The sequence below is a fragment of the Sporosarcina sp. SG10008 genome (assembly GCF_044569405.1).
Lineage (GTDB): Bacteria > Bacillota > Bacilli > Bacillales_A > Planococcaceae > Sporosarcina > Sporosarcina psychrophila.
Map to the genome: position 1 here is coordinate 1,247,276 of NZ_CP172607.1, position 17,174 is coordinate 1,264,449.

16 protein-coding genes are annotated in these 17,174 nt (G+C 39.5%); 12 read left to right on the plus strand and 4 right to left on the minus strand.

From position 1 onward, the window contains the following. Window positions 1–110: 110 nt before the first annotated feature. Together ACGLYD_RS06065 and ACGLYD_RS06070 are read left to right on the plus strand one after the other, a co-directional pair. Window positions 111–674: a ComE operon protein 2 gene (locus ACGLYD_RS06065; RefSeq protein WP_067208309.1), complete on the plus strand. Its 564-nt coding sequence runs from the start codon at window positions 111–113 to the stop codon at window positions 672–674. Further along, complete coding sequence (locus ACGLYD_RS06070) at window positions 671–2,962, plus strand: DNA internalization-related competence protein ComEC/Rec2 (protein ID WP_399631908.1); 2,292 nt, start codon at window positions 671–673, stop codon at window positions 2,960–2,962. The genes ACGLYD_RS06065 and ACGLYD_RS06070 overlap by 4 nt, the downstream gene beginning before the upstream one ends. A gap of 54 nt (window positions 2,963–3,016) precedes the next feature. Here the strand turns inward: ACGLYD_RS06070 and ACGLYD_RS06075 are convergent, their stop codons facing one another. Then, window positions 3,017–3,151 carry a YqzM family protein gene (locus ACGLYD_RS06075; protein ID WP_082786541.1) on the minus strand — a complete coding sequence of 45 codons (135 nt, stop codon included), beginning with the start codon at window positions 3,149–3,151 and terminating at the stop codon, window positions 3,017–3,019. A gap of 373 nt (window positions 3,152–3,524) precedes the next feature. Between ACGLYD_RS06075 and holA the strand changes: the two genes are divergently transcribed. Further along, window positions 3,525–4,541, plus strand: a complete 1,017-nt coding sequence (holA, locus tag ACGLYD_RS06080; protein WP_067208314.1) for a DNA polymerase III subunit delta — start codon at window positions 3,525–3,527, stop codon at window positions 4,539–4,541. Between the two features lie 61 nt (window positions 4,542–4,602). Here the strand turns inward: holA and rpsT are convergent, their stop codons facing one another. Continuing rightward, a complete protein-coding gene (gene rpsT, locus ACGLYD_RS06085; protein ID WP_067208317.1) occupies window positions 4,603–4,854 on the minus strand; it encodes a 30S ribosomal protein S20 in 252 nt (83 codons plus the stop codon). 349 nt (window positions 4,855–5,203) lie between these two features. On the opposite strand from rpsT, the gene gpr reads away from it, so the two are divergent. Genes gpr through lepA form a run of 3 tightly spaced genes read left to right on the plus strand, consistent with a single transcriptional unit; the run spans window position 5,204 to window position 9,018 of the window. After that, the gene (gene gpr / locus ACGLYD_RS06090) at window positions 5,204–6,247 is read left to right on the plus strand and encodes a GPR endopeptidase (RefSeq protein WP_067208319.1); all 1,044 of its coding nucleotides are present in this window, start codon (window positions 5,204–5,206) and stop codon (window positions 6,245–6,247) included. A gap of 43 nt (window positions 6,248–6,290) precedes the next feature. Further along, a complete protein-coding gene (gene spoIIP / locus ACGLYD_RS06095; RefSeq protein ID WP_399631914.1) occupies window positions 6,291–7,139 on the plus strand; it encodes a stage II sporulation protein P in 849 nt (282 codons plus the stop codon). A 55-nt stretch (window positions 7,140–7,194) separates the two neighbouring features. Continuing rightward, window positions 7,195–9,018, plus strand: a complete 1,824-nt coding sequence (gene lepA / locus ACGLYD_RS06100; protein WP_067208324.1) for a translation elongation factor 4 — start codon at window positions 7,195–7,197, stop codon at window positions 9,016–9,018. 93 nt (window positions 9,019–9,111) lie between these two features. Here the strand turns inward: lepA and ACGLYD_RS06105 are convergent, their stop codons facing one another. Together ACGLYD_RS06105 and ACGLYD_RS06110 are read right to left on the minus strand one after the other, a co-directional pair. After that, on the minus strand, window positions 9,112–9,555 hold the full coding sequence (locus ACGLYD_RS06105) for a tyrosine-type recombinase/integrase (protein WP_399631917.1): 444 nt from the start codon (window positions 9,553–9,555) through the stop codon (window positions 9,112–9,114). A 516-nt stretch (window positions 9,556–10,071) separates the two neighbouring features. Next, entirely contained in the window at window positions 10,072–10,215 is a 144-nt protein-coding gene (locus ACGLYD_RS06110; RefSeq protein ID WP_082786542.1) for a YjcZ family sporulation protein, read from the minus strand. A gap of 934 nt (window positions 10,216–11,149) precedes the next feature. Here ACGLYD_RS06110 and ACGLYD_RS06115 point away from each other — a divergent pair. The 6 genes from ACGLYD_RS06115 to ACGLYD_RS06140 all read left to right on the plus strand — a co-directional run bounded on the left by ACGLYD_RS06115 (window position 11,150) and on the right by ACGLYD_RS06140 (window position 16,281). Then, window positions 11,150–11,371: a hypothetical protein gene (locus ACGLYD_RS06115; protein WP_399633126.1), complete on the plus strand. Its 222-nt coding sequence runs from the start codon at window positions 11,150–11,152 to the stop codon at window positions 11,369–11,371. A 392-nt stretch (window positions 11,372–11,763) separates the two neighbouring features. Beyond that, window positions 11,764–12,213, plus strand: coding sequence for a DinB family protein (locus ACGLYD_RS06120; protein ID WP_399631921.1), 450 nt, complete (start codon window positions 11,764–11,766; stop codon window positions 12,211–12,213). A gap of 294 nt (window positions 12,214–12,507) precedes the next feature. Next, window positions 12,508–13,017 (plus strand): GNAT family N-acetyltransferase, encoded by a 510-nt coding sequence (locus ACGLYD_RS06125; protein WP_399631923.1) that lies wholly within the window; start codon window positions 12,508–12,510, stop codon window positions 13,015–13,017. Between the two features lie 274 nt (window positions 13,018–13,291). Next, on the plus strand, window positions 13,292–13,831 hold the full coding sequence (locus ACGLYD_RS06130; protein ID WP_399631926.1) for a DJ-1/PfpI family protein: 540 nt from the start codon (window positions 13,292–13,294) through the stop codon (window positions 13,829–13,831). Window positions 13,832–14,264: 433 nt separating this feature from the next. Beyond that, window positions 14,265–14,432: a hypothetical protein gene (locus ACGLYD_RS06135; protein WP_399631929.1), complete on the plus strand. Its 168-nt coding sequence runs from the start codon at window positions 14,265–14,267 to the stop codon at window positions 14,430–14,432. 76 nt (window positions 14,433–14,508) lie between these two features. Continuing rightward, window positions 14,509–16,281: a hypothetical protein gene (locus ACGLYD_RS06140; protein WP_338652658.1), complete on the plus strand. Its 1,773-nt coding sequence runs from the start codon at window positions 14,509–14,511 to the stop codon at window positions 16,279–16,281. Window positions 16,282–17,174: the final 893 nt, after the last annotated feature.

Genomic DNA, 17,174 nt, shown 5'->3' on the forward strand with positions numbered 1-17,174 from the left:
TAGCGTAGGCGCCTTCCAGGGGTAGCCGAAGCGGTATGGAGTGGAATCTTTCATATAGCCTATATAGTAGGGAAACATATTAAACGAAATAAATATTGGAGGCATTCACAATGGAGCGAATAACGTGGGACCAGTTTTTTATGGCCCAGTGCCATCTATTAGCAGTAAGAAGTACATGTACAAGACTTTCTGTCGGAGCATCAATTGTAAGAGATAACCGGATCATTGCAGGCGGCTACAACGGTTCCATATCAGGGGGAGACCACTGTATTGACCATGGTTGCTATGTCATTGAGAGCCACTGTGTGAGGACAATCCATGCAGAGATGAATGCATTGCTGCAATGTTCGAAGTATGGCATACCTGTTGCAGGATCAACGCTGTATGTGACGCACTTCCCATGCCTACAATGTTCGAAAGCAATTATTCAAGCAGGCATTAAGCATGTCATCTATGCAACAGATTATAAAAACGACGAATATGCATTAAAGTTATTTACACAGTCGGATGTTTCCGTTCAGCATATTCCGTTCGATGAAAAGAAAGTCGACTTTTCCAGCGAAAGTAAGTTAGAACTTATCAATGAAATGCTTCTAAAAATGCAGGCACTAGGCGCTGGGAATGAAGAACTTGCCCCCTATAAAAAAAGGGTGGATAGCTTATTCGACAAATGATTTCACGTGTACGTTTCATGTATTTAGCAATCCCGGTCGCCGTATCAGCATTTGCTGTATACGGTCCGGTTTATCTATTACTCTGTAATTTATTTCTTCTTCCCATCTTCTTGAGTAGAAAAGAAGATTTCCTCACACCTATCCTCGCGGTTGCGACCGCTACCTTCTCTTTTTTCTATATTTCAGCGACGATTCCTATAATCAAAGAACCCGGCGATGCAACCCTTAGCATCTCTTGGACCGATAATGTGAAAATTGATGGTGGCAAGATGAAGGGATTTGCTAAAACATCTACCGGTGAAACAGTATACGCCATCTATACAATTAGCAGTGAACAACAAAAAACTCGTTTTCTTGAGATGAATATCCCGTCCGTGACATTCACGATGTCAGGTTCATTTCGCAAACCGGATATTCCTTCACATGATTATTCTTTCGACATGACGAAGTATATGAGAATGTATGGAGCATCAGGGCTATTTGAATCGGAGACGATTATTCAGGTAGAAAAAAATTCTGGTATCAGTACACGATTATCTGGACAGAGGCGGAAAGTGAAAAATCATATCGGGGCTACATTCCCTGAGACGCTGAAAGTGGAAGCTGAAGCTTTGCTTATTGGTGATCGAAGCGGGATGGATGAAGAACTGGCATCAAGTTATCGGACGCTTGGCATTACACATCTTTTTGCGATTTCAGGGTTGCACGTCGGACTGCTTACATTCATGTTGCGGGAATTGCTACTAAGAGCAACTATAAGGAAAGAAACAATTGATACACTTGTTATGGCACTGTTGCCTCTGTATGCCGTTATGGCTGGAGGGGCACCTTCAGTCTGGCGTGCGGTATCGGTGACTATACTCGTCCTTCTCGCGTCGTCAGGGAGGGTGAAGGTGAGACTGGATGATGCACTGGCGATAAGTGCAGCTTGTTTTATCCTCTATCAACCATTTATTCTATTTCAGCCAGGTTTTCAGTTGTCTTACTTGGCAGCTTGTTCACTCGTCTATTCTTCCGGTATTTTAGCCAAGGCAAAGACTGCTTTTGGTGTATCGTTTCTCGTCACGTCAATCAGCCAACTTTCTTTGTATCCAGTATTACTATTTCATTTTCATGAGCTGTCGATTTCATCATTTGTTGTTAATCTTGTTTATGTACCTCTATATTCACTCATTATTTTGCCAGCAAACATTGTTTTACTAATCATGACATCGATATTGCCGAAGGTTGCTGGTCTATTATTCATGGTATATGAGCCTTTCAGGGAAATCGTAGGAGGAGTAACAAGTTGGATATCTTCTTTACCCTATCAACTATGGACTCCAGGAAAACCGGATGCGCTTTGGACATCTATAGCTGTAGCAGGAGTCTTGCTGTTCTTTATGCGCAGTGAAGAAGGGGCCAATGTTTTTAAGTCGTTGCCAATTGTGCTCGTGCCTGCACTCGTCATTCATTTCATACCTTACATGGACAGCTCGTTAAAGGTAACATTTTTAGATGTCGGACAAGGGGACAGTATCGTTATCGAATTGCCTTATCGGCAAGCGGTATATGTGATTGACGCGGGCGGAACCATTACATTTGGCGACCCGAATTGGAAAACGCCTACAAAGCAGTTTGAAGTAGGTCGAAAAATCGTTGTTCCTTATTTGAAAGGCCGAGGTATTGCAAAAATTGATAAACTAATTATTTCTCACGCCGATGCGGATCATATGGAAGGGGCAGATGAAGTTTTAGAAGAGCTGACAGTTGGTGAAATTCATATTGCACCAGGAAGTGAATTTGAAGTAGCGATGAAAGAAATCATACAGATTGTAGGGGACAAACGCATTCCGATGTTGTCGATGAAAGAAGGAGTCTCTTGGACAAAAGGAAGCTCGGATTTTCATTATGTGGCACCTAAAGAAGGGAAATATGATGGGAATGCAAGTTCACTTGTCCTTTTCATGAAAACATCGGGACCTTCGTTTTTATTGACAGGAGATATGGAAAAAGAGGGAGAAGCTCAATTTCTTCGCGACTACGGGCATTCTGATTTCGGTCCCGTCATTTTGAAAGCAGGGCATCATGGCAGCAGGACATCGAGTACGGAGCCATTTGTCGACGTGCTTCGTCCAGAACTAACCATCTTTTCGGCAGGTCGAAACAGCAGATACGGACATCCTCACCCTGAGGTCGTCGCAACGTTTGAAAAGAAGGGGTTACCAACAATGTCAACCGCTGAATTCGGGTCGGTTACTGTAACTGTTAAAAAAGATCATTTCGAAGTTTCGAGTATGAAAAAATAAAAAAACGAACACAACACCCTGGATAGGATGTGTTGTCCGTTTTTTTCAAACATATTAGCCAGCGACTACGTCGATTATAGTAGCAATAACAAAAATAGCTGAGAATGCTACGAAAGCGACTACAAAGCCGATTCCTGAATCGATTAAATCATTACGTTTGGACTGTACATCATGTTCAAACTCATTCATTGCTACACCTCCTGATTCCATTATAGTATAGATGATTCCATGGTAAAAATCCATAGCAATCAACTTTTTAAACATGTCCGGCTGGAACTGACACAATTTGTCCATACAGTCGTTTTGCTATACTGTATAATTGGAATGTATTTAATTTGATTCAGCAATTTTTTTGTACTGAAAGCGAAGCGTCAGATATAGAAGTTCCCCCTATTATAAGCAGTGGGATGAATGGTAAAACGCTTATACATCGATGGTGGGCAAGTTTCTTGCTGATTAGGGGAACCCAGACTAAAATCGCCGGGTCCTGCGGGCACAAGTGCAATTAAAAATTTGGACGAAATTGCGCTGAGGCGTAATCGATTTGGAAGAGGTGAATAATGTGGCAAATGCAATATGGAAAAAAATAGCTGCTGGGGAAATCGATCCGGTCTACTTATTGACTGGTCTCGAACAACATCTATTCGACTCCACAATTACACGGCTGAAAAAAGCATTACCTGACATTGATGCTGCATCAGTCATTCGGTTTGATTTGGATGAGACACCTGTAGAAGCAGTCATTGAAGAGGCGGATACACTACCATTCCTTGAAGACCGAAAATTAATTATAGCTGGAAACGCATCATTTTTAAAAGCATCAGATAAAACCAGAGAAAAAGTGACACATAATTTGGAGCTGTTGGAAGCTTGGCTGGCAAATCCATCACCAACGGCAACAGTTGTATTTATAGCACCATATGAAAAACTGGATGCACGAAAACGGATTACCAAAATAATAAAAGAACATGCGACTGTCATAGAATCAAAACGACTGCAAGGGAAGGATCTGTTCACGTGGATTCAGCAGGAAGCGGGGGCAAATGGATCACGAATTGGACCAACTGAAGCAGAATTTCTCGTGAAAATGGCGGGGGATGACCTGCTTGCTTTGTCATCTGAAATTGGTAAAATGGCTACCTATTTGAATGGTAATGGGGATATTACGGCAGATGTAATTGAGTCGCTCGTACCACGGACTCCAGAAATGGATGTCTTCCGATTAACAGATGCCTACGTTTCTGGAAAAGTGTCGAATACCGTGGCCATCTACCATGACTTATTACGTAACGGTGAAGAGCCAATCATGTTGACTTCACTTATTGCAAGTCAAGTTAGGCTCATGGTCCATGTGGGTTTACTTCAGAAAAAAGGATACCAGCAACATCAAATTGCAAAAACGTTAAGTGTTCATCCGTACCGTGTGAAATTAATGATGGAGAATAGAAGTCTGCCAAGTTCTGAACGTTTGCTATTGATCTTAAGTAAGCTTGCGGCCATTGACTATAAATTGAAATCATCTAGTGGGAAAAGAGAACGAATTCTGGAGTTGTTCTTTATGGAGCCGTTGAGAAAATAAAAAATGACAATAAAAAAAGAAAGGTCGTCCGATAATCGGGCGGCCTTTCTTAGGTTGAAAATTAAAGTGCTTTTTTAGTAAGACGTGCTTTTTGACGTGATGCAGTATTTTTATGGATAAGGCCTTTACGTGCAGCAGTATCCATTTTTTTGATCGCATCTCTTAGTAGGCCAGTAGCGTTCTCGTCTTTAGCGTCAAGAGCAGTTTCAGCTTTACGTACAGCAGTACGCATCGCGTGCTTTGTATTCGAGTTTTGCTCGTTCGCAGCATTGCTTTGTTTTACGCGTTTGATTGCAGATTTAATGTTTGGCATTTCATTCACCTCCAATTTCAGGTAAGGCAAGAGTGTTTCCACGAAGTTTCGGATATCTCTTTCACAACAAGCATTATTTTATCAAATCAAGCGCCAGATTGCAAGAACAAATGCGCAAGCATCTGTTCAGCCCCATCAAGTACTGGACGTGAAATCCTTATGTTAGAAAATATCTACAAGTCGAGATTTTTATTAATTCCCCAGCAACTAGAAATTTAAAGAAGTGGTGGCATAGTTCGTAGCGTTCTGTCGGCCCTGAGCATAGAGCATGCTGGAGACAGGATAATTAATCAAAGAACAAAGAATATTTCTGAGTCACATCGCACAAACTTAAAGGTGAGGTGATTGTATGGAGAAGTATGATTTTTATCGAACGGATCTTCTAGATGAGAGTGAAGAAGTAGTCCGTCACCGGACGGCGGATGACAAAAATAAGTTGAAAGAATCAGATGGGGTTTTGTTTGGCGAAAAAAGATTAGGTCGGGTCATTGTGACTTCTGTAAAAGTCGATGCGCAAGGTGAGGAAAAGATCGGGAAGAAGCAGGGAACTTATATTACGCTGACAGTTCCGGCACTTACAGCGGATGATCGAGAAGGACTTGCTGATATGTCGCGTGTGTTAATCGAAAAACTGGATGAAATCCTTGTGGATATTACCACGCTCAAAACGGGAAAGATTCTTTTAATAGGTCTTGGGAATCGTGACATCACGCCCGATGCTGTGGGCCCACTGACGATGGACAGGTTGCGAGATATTGTGCCTGGCTATTATTCCGAAGAGGGCAGCGAAGTATTCGTCTATGCGCCTGGTGTGACGATTCAAACGGGTTTGGAAACATCGGACTTTGTAAAAGCTCTTGTTACTGAAATAAAACCCGACTTACTTATCGTCATCGACGCACTTGCGGCAAGAGATAGTTCAAGGCTTTGCCGAACGATTCAATTGACGGATACGGGTATCCATCCAGGATCTGGTGTTGGCAATAGCCGTAAAGAGATTTCAAAAGAAGTACTTGGAATACCTGTAATCGCAATCGGAATTCCGACTGTCGTTGACGGTCCTGTTCTAATAGCGGATGCCATCAATTCCATGTTTGGTTATATTGCTTCAAAAATAGAGGAGAAGGACAGTCCTTCATCAAGACTTTCCGTTACGCCGTGGCTGCACACTGAAAATAAGGATGCTGACCGAGCTAATCTGCTACCAATCTTTGGTGATTGGGCGACGTGGCCGCACGAAGACCGTATCCAGTTGTTTGAAGAAGTGTTGACGAACCATGAATTACGGACATTTGTCTCTCCGAAAGAGATTGATTCATGGGTTTCACTTTATGCGGAATCACTTGCCGATTCATTGACGAACTGGATTTCGACTATAAAAAACAGTCATTAACTCGTGTTCCAACGCATATAGTTGGAACACGGAGGGATGCCATTTGAAAAAAACACTGCAAATATGGGGCACACTTATCTTATTTCTCTTCCTGTTTCCAATGATTATCACAACATTTCCGAAGGGACAGTCGGCGAAATCTTCTAATCTCGTGAAAGAGTCTACTTACATGGTATACGCCGCAAATATTTTGGAAGAGGAAACAGAAACAGAAACAGAAACAGAAAAAGAGCCAGAACCAGAGTCGGAGCTAATGCCAATACAAGCATCAGAGGCAGAAGGGAAAGCGTTACTCTATTTCACCCATTACCACGAAGCCTTTAAACCTGTGACACAGGCGAAAGAAGGAAAAATCACTGTATCCCACCAAACTGAAAACATTACAAAATTTGGTGAGAAATTAAAAACGCAACTACAATTCAACGGAATTGAAACGGATATGATAGCTGTAGAGGTGCCCCATACCGGTGCCTATAATGCAATCCGACCACATGTCAAGAAGAAAATACAGGAAAAAAAGTATGATTTGATAATCGATCTTCACAGGGATTCGGCTGGTCCGGATATAACAACAATTGCGTTCAATGATGAACAATATGCGAAAGTGGCATTTGTTATAGGCATGGAACATTCGAACTTTGAGCGTAATCGAGCAAATGCTGTGCTACTGAAGAATGAAATGGAACTGCTTGTACCGGGGATAACACGAAACCTAGTCATGAAGCACGGGCCAGGTGTTGATGGAAAGTATAATCAGGACCTTGATCCGTCTCTTCTTGTCGTGGAACTAGGAGGAATCGGCAACACTGAAGATCAACTAAATCGAACAATTGCTGTCTTAGCGAAGGCGGCTACAACTGTCATTGAAAATTCTAATCGTGCCGAATATTGAAGTATGCGCGGTTCACTGCTATAATTCATATAGCTAAAATAGGAGTGAACTGACTATGAATCATGAACAGAGAGCAGCACGTCAAAAGAATATCCGGAACTTTTCCATCATCGCTCATATCGATCACGGGAAATCAACATTGGCGGATCGTATTCTAGAACAAACCCAAACGTTAACAGCAAGAGAAATGAAGACACAAACGTTGGATTCGATGGATCTTGAAAGAGAACGCGGAATCACAATCAAATTGAATGCGGTGCAGTTGACGTATGCAGCTAAAGACGGGCAGGAATACACATTCCACCTGATCGATACGCCAGGACACGTCGACTTTACATACGAAGTGTCTCGAAGCCTTGCAGCTTGTGAAGGTGCAATCCTTGTTGTCGATGCGGCGCAAGGAATTGAAGCACAAACACTGGCAAACGTTTACTTGGCAATTGATAATGAGCTTGAAATTTTACCGGTTATCAATAAAATTGATTTACCCGCAGCAGATCCGGAACGTGTGAGAAAAGAAATTGAAGATGTTATTGGGCTGGACGCTTCAGAAGCAGTCCTTGCATCGGCAAAAGCAGGTATCGGAATCGTAGATATTTTGGAACAGATTGTAGAAAAGGTTCCAGCTCCACTGGGGGATCCGGATGCTCCGCTCCAAGCGCTTATTTTTGACTCGCATTATGACCCATACAAAGGGGTTATTGTTAATATTCGAATTATGCAAGGTACGGTTAAGCCAGGCGATAAGATTCACATGATGGCGACTGGTAAAGATTTCGAGGTACTTGAAACAGGTGTCTTCACACCAAAAATATCACCCCGAGATGAATTGACTGTCGGAGACGTTGGCTATTTATCCGCTTCGATTAAGAATGTTGGAGATACACGAGTTGGGGACACGATTACAAGCGTGAAAAACCCTGCAAGCGAACCGCTAGCTGGTTATCGCCGGATGAATCCGATGGTGTTCTGTGGACTATATCCAATTGATACATCAAAATATAATGAACTGCGTGATGCACTTGAGAAATTAGAATTGAATGACTCAGCACTTGAATTCGAAGCAGAAACATCACAAGCACTTGGTTTCGGTTACCGTTGTGGATTCCTTGGTCTCTTGCATATGGAGATTATTCAGGAACGGATTGAACGAGAATTCAATGTAGACTTGATCACAACAGCACCGAGTGTTATTTATAATGTCGTACTTACAGATGGTTCTGAAATGAAAGTGGACAACCCTGCAATGATGCCGGATGCACAAAAAGTCGATTATGTTGAAGAACCATATGTAAAAGCATCTATTATGGTGCCTAACGAATATGTCGGTTCTGTTATGGAACTGTGCCAGCATAAACGGGGGAACTTCATGACAATGGACTACCTGGATTCAACACGTGTCAATATCATTTATGAACTGCCACTTGCAGAAATCGTCTATGACTTCTTTGACCAATTGAAATCTGGTACAAAAGGGTATGCATCACTTGACTATGAACTGATTGGCTACAAACAATCGAAACTCGTCAAAATGGACATTCTCCTAAACGGCGAGCACGTCGATGCATTCAGTTTTATCGTCCACAAAGACTTCTCATATGATCGCGGAAAAGCGATTGTTGAAAAGTTACGTAAACTAATCCCAAGACAACAGTTTGAAGTGCCTGTACAGGCAGCTATCGGACAAAAGATTGTCGCACGTTCAACAATCAAGTCAATGGGTAAAAACGTTCTTGCTAAATGTTACGGCGGAGATATCTCCCGTAAACGTAAACTTCTTGATAAACAAAAAGAAGGTAAAAAACGTATGAAACAAGTAGGATCGGTTGAAGTGCCTCAAGAAGCATTTATGGCTGTCTTGAAGATGGACGAGGATTAATCGTTTTAGGTATAGGCTTTTGGAGTTTGTAGAACTTGCGGAAATGGTCGTTTGCCATCCCCTTGCCATCCTTTGAAAAAGTGGGATGGCAAGTTATTCAATATCACGCATGGCTTGTTCGAAAATATCAACTGACGCATTTTGCATCTTCTGCGTTAAGTGTGAGTAGGTATCAATCGTGATAGCAGACCTACTGTGACCAAGACGCGCTTGGATGTCTTTCACCTTTGCGCCGTTCTCCATGAGCATCGTGGCATGAATGTGGGGTAGCGAATGGAAGTTGAATTCAATTCCAAGTTTTTCTTGCATTTTTTGTGTATTATATTTAATAACAGACGGCGTGACGATGCTTCCACATTCCTTCACGCATACATGATTTGATTCAGTATAGTGAGCACCGTATTTTAGCTTATTCTTTATAAGCCAAATGCGGTGCTTTTTTAATATATACACTAAGGTTTGACCAATATGAATTTCTCTTTCTGAGGAAGCAGCCTTTGTTGGATCTAAAACCCAAACACCTTCTTTGTTAATCATTGCCTGTTCAATCCTTAGCGTACCTCTATCAGAATTTTTTTGGGGATTTCACAACTGGAAAATTAGTTTCTTCGCGATTGAAAACATGGACATCATGAGTGATATACGCTATTTAGAAGGCGGCAAAGGAATCATGGAAGGAAGTTCCTTGAAGAGAAAGACATCACTACTTAAACGATGACTGAGGACGACAATGGTAAGTAGATCCTCGTGAACAATGATACTGATGAAGTACAAAAAGCAAGAAAACCACGGCCGAAATACTTAAAAGTCGTGAAATAAAAAACTCACTTTCTAAGCTGTAACTTAGAAAGTGAGCAAAAAGTGGGGGTAACCCAATACTATATGTCACCACTATATCCTAAATGACTGGATTTTAGTAGTGGGTGCTGTTTCCATAGAAAAGTAGTACCCCGTACCAAATGGTATTAACTCCTGGACTGTTGACTTATAAAGGGAAGGTACTGCTAATTCCTTACAGGGAGGGGAAACGAAATTTGGTAATCAGCTCAAAACTCAACAGTCGTCTCCTCCGTTGTTTAAGAAACATGCGCCAACAATAATCAAAAGAATAAACAGAACAATTAGTAAGGCAAATCCTGAACCGAACCCTGAACGATTTTCAGGTCCGCAACCGTATCCGTAACCTGCATAACCCATAAAGTACACCTCCTAAAACGAATTAATTCATTCTATGCCGGTAATTATCGATTGTCTGGTTCATTTGTTTAGTAAAAAAATATTCTTTATTCGCTGTAGGCACGATGAGCGAGTGTGAGAGAGAGCGCGCATGTGTACCTACAGCTCTTAAATAGTATATTCAAATATATTAAGAATGCTGGGGATTCAACTCAGAAAGAAATAAAAATAGTAGGACCAAAATAAGTGCCACTCACTGCAGGATAACGAGATTCATGTACCAACGGAAGAGTGAATCCATATGCCATCCATTCCAAAAAGAAAACAGCGCAGACAATAATCAGCTTCATTGCGGCAAGCTCTTCTGAACTCACTAGCTGAACTTGAGTCATTGAAAAAAGAGTTATGTGAAAAGTGTAAGGGTGTCGGAAGTAATAATAAAAGCACGCTCTATATATGCGGCTGCGGGGCGGTTGATTACACGTGTGAAATCGGTCAGGAGTTATTGAATTCAATAATTGAATGTTCTGAAGCAGAAGTGGAAAAAGTGAAAAAGGTGGCGAGGAAAGAACCTGCTGAAATTACTGAAGAAGCGGTAAACGAAATGAGGGAAGCGGTATGAAGTATGCAGCGATTGCGAAGGAGATAGGTGTGATTTTGCAGCTACTCACTAATTGTCGTCAAAACTGGGATTTGCAAAAGTAAGGGAGCAACACCAGGAGTGGAATCATCATTCCAAAATCTCGTTTTTATCCGGTCTTGTATCCCATTTGTGGTTTAGCAATCTCCACAAATTACGAAAAAGGAATGTCAGGTAAAATAGCTAGAGAAGGTGCTTTAAAAGATCATGTATACGACGTAGCGCCATCTATGACTCGCAATGACACAATTGTAGGCTTTTCACGTATCCATTGATGACAAGCAAGCTGTACAAGCCATTCCTTTTACACGTAGTATTTATCATGCAAGGGATGGTAAGGGCAAAGGCAATCGAGCATCCATCAGAATTGAAATATATTACAGCGAAAGTGGTGAACAGAAGTATTTAGCTGCAGAAGAAAATACTGTTGAATACGTCGCTCAAGTCTTGAAGCTATACGGATGGGGAATTGATCGTGTGAAATGGCATTGTGATTGGAGTGGCAAGAAATACCTACATAGGATCAACGGCGAGTAAGGTACTCAGACTGTTGAAGCCGTATTGCTAAGTTGTTGATCGAACTTAATAACCCGAAACCGCCGAATTTATTGAAAAATAGCAACGAAAAGTCTGAAGTAGTAGAAATAGAGGGGATATTAACTTCTATAAATATTCCTAATAATAAATTCGGATTAACTTCCGATGAACATAGGAAAATAATTAATAATTATTTGGAAGAAGAACATTCGACAAAAAATAAGTTGATATCTTTTACCCGGAAAAAAGCATCTCTCGCGAGGGGCTTTTTTGTTTGTCGAATTAAAGAGGTATTCGTATGGATAAGGACGAATATAGAACGTTGTTCTGTTCTTGTTCAACAAGTACAATTGGATTCTGGGAGGTAAATAATATTTACTTAGGAGGAAAAAATGAATAAAACACTAATCCAATTCGAAAAAACCATTGATGACATTTCGAAATTAAAAGATATACAAGAATCCCGGCTACTTGAACCTATTAGTAAGAAAAAATGGTCGATTAGAGAAATTGTAGGGCATTTATATTATTGGGATAAGTATAATTTGGAAATAATGGTTCCGAAAATGAAAAATGGAGCAACCTTGCCGGAATATCCAAACCATGACCAACATAATACGGAAGCAATATCATTTCTAAGTGGCCAATCAGTAAAATCTATTATAAGTGCTTTCGTTGTAACACGAAAAGAACTTATCGAAAGTATCTCAAAAGAAGAGGGTAATGTTAGATTTACAATTGGAAAAGGCAAACGACAGTTCACAGTAGAATGTTTTATAAAATTTTTTTTAAAACATGATATTCACCACTTACAACAAATAAATGAAAAATTAAATAATTAGACTGTTTCCTAATCTAAACCTTGTTGCACCAAAGGGTGATTTAGTCGGACAACGGGGGATCGTCCATTGAGGTTCTTTTTATTTGTCCAGTTGTCTGTGGAAGAGTTAAATAAGAACTGCCTGGAGATTTGATTATGGATAGGTCGCTTTTTTGTATGTCGAAATAGAGAGGTATTCATATTTATAAGATTGAATAGGGAACAAAGCTCAGTTCTTCTTTAATTGACGGGGCAGTTAATTCAATAAATGTTATATTTAATAGTGATGGTTAATTATTCGAAAGGAGAATTAATTATGATACATATTATAAAAGCCAAACCTAATCATGTTGAGGGAATATCAAAAGTTTGTAGTGATGGTTATTGGGCGACATACAGCGAAACACATTCTGAAATGTACATCAAAGGAATAATTAAAGAGTTTTATAATCATGAAAGAATACTAAAAGAGGTTTTAGAAACCAGTAAGGAATGGGGAGGATATTTTGTTGCAATAGAAGGGAACAAAGTGATTGGGGCGGGTGGAGGTGGTATGATTGAGGATACCTCTGGAGAAGTTTTTGTATTGTATCTAAATCCTGCTAGACGTAACGAAGGTATTGGCACAATGATATTAGATGCTATTACCAAACAACAAAAAGAAGAGCTTAATGCAACGGAACAATGGGTTTCCGTTGCGAAGGAAAATCAAAAAGGAATTCCTTTCTATGAGGCAAAAGGATTTATTTTTAATCATGAATTTGATGGACATGGAATTGTTGATGGAGAAAGATATACTTCATTGAGATATTGCCGAAATATTTAATGTTTTTTAAAACAAACTTCTTTTTCTTATTTAATTAAAGGGAGAATTAGGGGATGACGACTTTCGTGAACCGGAGTTGTATAAACCTGTTGTGTATTGCGTATACAAACCCGTTCAAGGATCAAATAGATGGTTTTATGGTTTGATCTCATGTAGCCAAACCTTCTCCTCCTTCACCAAACTTGCCCATTGGTTGAAGGAGGAAAGTGTACTTTTATATGAAAGTAAAATACTTTGTATGGTTAAGTAGAGATATTAAGTAGGAGGAATCTTAGTGAAAAAAACAGCTGTTTTATTGTATCCACAGTTCAGTGAGTATGAACTAACTGTAGCCTTATCTATATTAATGCAAGGAAAAAAACAAGTTATTACGGTTGGATTAAACAAACAACCTATAAAAGGTGAGTCAGGGTTATCTTGTGTAGCTGACGCTACAGTTGATGAAATTAATTTCGAAGAAATAGATAGCCTCTTATTACCAGGTTGTATGGATATTATGTCGCTATATGAAGAAGAAAGAATAGTTGATTTCATTAAACAAGTAGTTACTAAAGAAACGGTGATTGCAAGTATATCTAGCTCACCATTCTTATTAGCAAAAGCGGGTGTTTTAGGAGATAAAAAATATACTGTAGGGATTATAAAAGAAAACATGGAAAAATCCGGTGTATTTAACCTGGAGAATTATTCAGAACAAATTGTAGTACAGGATGGTAACATAATTACAGCTAGAGGAAGAGGATTTGTTAGATTTGGAGAATATTTAGGGAAAGCATTAAACCTGGAATTTGATGAAAAATGGTATTCTGAATAATTCAATAACATTGAATTTAATGAAAAAATTTATCACTATAGCACTAGTTTTTAGGTGAAGGTGTTCCATTTGACAAGCAATTAAAAGTTGGGATTTTAATGCTTTATAGGATTATATCACCATCATTGAAATCAGCTTTTAACTTGGATAGTGATAATTGGATTACGCAACATCAGGCCGAGTCAAGAAAATATTGGGCATTAGGAGCTATAAATGAGCTGTGCTCTGAAAACGGAATCACTAAAGATGAAGTTAATAATTTTAGAATCGTTTAAATAAATTTATCTAAAAAAGCAGCTCTCACGAGGTGTTTTTTATTTACTTGCAATACGAACGTATATTCTGTATCGTGGGTAAAAAGGAGATGAAGGTTGCATGCCGATTGCGAAGGACAGAGTAGAAGTTGACTAGGATCTGATTAGAGAGTACTTGAATGGAAAAATGGACGAGGCTAATCGCGAAGTTTTGGGATATCAATGAAATGTCAAAACGGTTGTGTATGGGCAGAACATTCCTAGAAGAAGAATTTCTACACGATCCACGAATGAAATTTCTACAACGTCAAAAGGAAAGCGATTTTGGTTCTACGAGCCATCGTTGAAAGTAATTAAGTTCAATACAAACAAGCAATGGACTTTATCTTCTGAAAATATATATAGAATTGGAGAGATTTTATTTTGACATATTTTGAAACAGCTGCAGAGTCACGTAAAGTATTCGATGAACAATTTGAAAAAGGCTTTTCACCGTTGCAGGCTCGTCATGAACAAGCTGGTATTTTTAAATCACGTTTAAACGAAACTGGATTTTTTGCTTTGACCCTACAACGTATCGGTCATCAATTAATTTTCCTAACAGCTTTATACGAAAAAACTACTGATAAGGGAACAAAATCCGGGGTCCTTCAAGAGATTGAAGCCATTATTAATGGTGAAACTGTCTCTGGTGTAGGATCACATGTTGGGACTAAGTCTTATACTTTCATTACTCTAGCGCCTACTATCACTGGCTATACTAAAAACACAAGCGGTGTTACGGGTTCGAAAGAAATAGTCAATGGAGTATCTACAAGCAATAAGTACTTTTCAACTCCGACGGTTTCAGATGGTATTATTGAACCGACGTTAGATAACTACTCAAAAGATCTTGGCTATATTGATGGTGGATTTGAAACAGATCCGGGATTTGGTCTTATTTTAGTGGGATATACGAACATCTTAGCTAATTTAACTTTACTATCATCCCTAGACCCTACAGTCCGAACTCATGTAGAAGAAGGGGCAAAAATTATGTTCCAAAAGCTCGCAATTTATTATGCTCAAAACCCTAAATTTACCGAGAAAAATCAAGCTACTTCTGACTTTGATTTTACACATACAACTATCGCTCGTTTAGCAGAGAACTACGGTTCTTCTGACTTACAAATCTTCGATATTGGTATTGCTACAGATCTTTCTACAACTGATGGTTTCAAAGCAGCAACTGGTGTACTAAACACAATCTACACGCACATTGCTTCATTGGCTTATTATTTAGCAGTTGGACTAGGAAAATCAAAGTCACAACTCAAGACTATTGAAACATCTGAACTGTTAAGTGGAATTTCTACAAACTCACCATTGCGTACTGGTCAATTAAATCAATACTTCGAACAATTCCCTGACTACCTTAACAAAATCGGAAATCCAACAACTTTCAGCTCGATCATCGGTCTTGCTCTTGGGGTTGGTGGTGTAAGTCAAACGTTCGCTCTTATTTCTTCTCAAATATCTGAGGCTCGTCTTACTGAACTTGGTGTATCTTCTGTTTCTCAGTTGAACGCTTCAAGTACTACCGATGGGAATACTTATTACTCTCAAGATCATATGAGAGGCTACTTAGGCTCAAATGGTTACGATTCATACGTGTCTATGGCATTAGTATGGCTGTCACATGCATCTGGAACCGAAACTGTAACTGATCGATATGCTACTGCACCTCAATTAAGTGGGACTGCTTTCACAGTTGCCAAACAGCTTGGTCATGAGTACCGTCGAAAGCTAAGTAACACAACACTTAACAATCCTATCGCAATGCATCATGCATCTAAGTCTGATGATGGTTTAGCATTAACAGCTTATCTTGGTCAGTTCCAAAACTACATTAAGAATGCAAGTGCAACAGAAACTAATGGACTTTATCCAACATTCGTTGATTTTGTCGATAGAGTTAATTTAGATAATCCAGAGCCAACTGGTTTCTTATACTCATTTGCATCTAATGGTGATGCTGATTTATTCAAAGAAATCAATGATCGTGTAATTGCAACTGGTGAATTCAACAACTTACATAACACACCTGCTAATATTTCTGCAGTTCGAGGTTATATCCGGATTTCTCCTAAAACTTCTCATCGAGGTATTCATGGTTTAGCTGGATTACTAGAAAGAGGACTCACATCAAATTGCTAAGAGTGTTTATTGCGGATACCTTATTTGACACAGGCTATTGAATGGAAAGGTGGTCCGCTAAGCTGAGTGATATTAATGAGGTAGGGAAATCCTTGAAAGATACAAAACCTAGCTGGTTTGATATTGATTAATAAATGGAGCCTCTTTAAGAAAATGAAAGAATTGCAGATTAATTCCCAAGGGGTACTGAATATTGATACAACGGAACTATCGGAATTGTAATCAGTGGCGGTAAGGCCCAGGTGCAGAGAATCCTCCACATGCTAATAAGACGCATAAAGAGAAAGGTGACTCCGTGTTAATTGGGATGAGGGGGGATTTTGAAAGATGATGTATACTAATCTGCAATTTAGTACAGATTCTTGCAACTGAGGAGGAAAAGACTGTAGAAATTAATCAAAAGAGATGATTGAAAAGGTCTTCCTGATGCTTATGCATGCTAGTTAGTCAAGAAGAGTACCAGGGCAAGAGGTAAGTCAAAAGAACAGCTGGTTGGTAAGGAAGGGGCTGAATTGATAGGGACTAATCAACAGACGTACAAGCTTGGTAATTCGTAGACGATAATTAGGGGAGGATTTATGACTGAAAAGCAGATTGAGCAGTTGTAGTTCCATACATCCCATTTAGCTGATTCCGCCGCTATTAATATACTACAGTAGTTTTTTCTCTCTCTTTTATATCTGCGGGCTTAGTCGGAGTATCGGATAGGTTGACTACTACGAACATTACTACAAATGCGATACCTAAAAAATTCAACTGCTTTTTGCGCAGCACCTTGTCCTTTTTTACTATGGCAATAATAGTTTGTATGAAAAAGTAAAAAAATGCAAACACCGATAATAAAGTGATGAGTGAAAGTATACTATCCAAATAGACTACTCCTCCTATTTGAT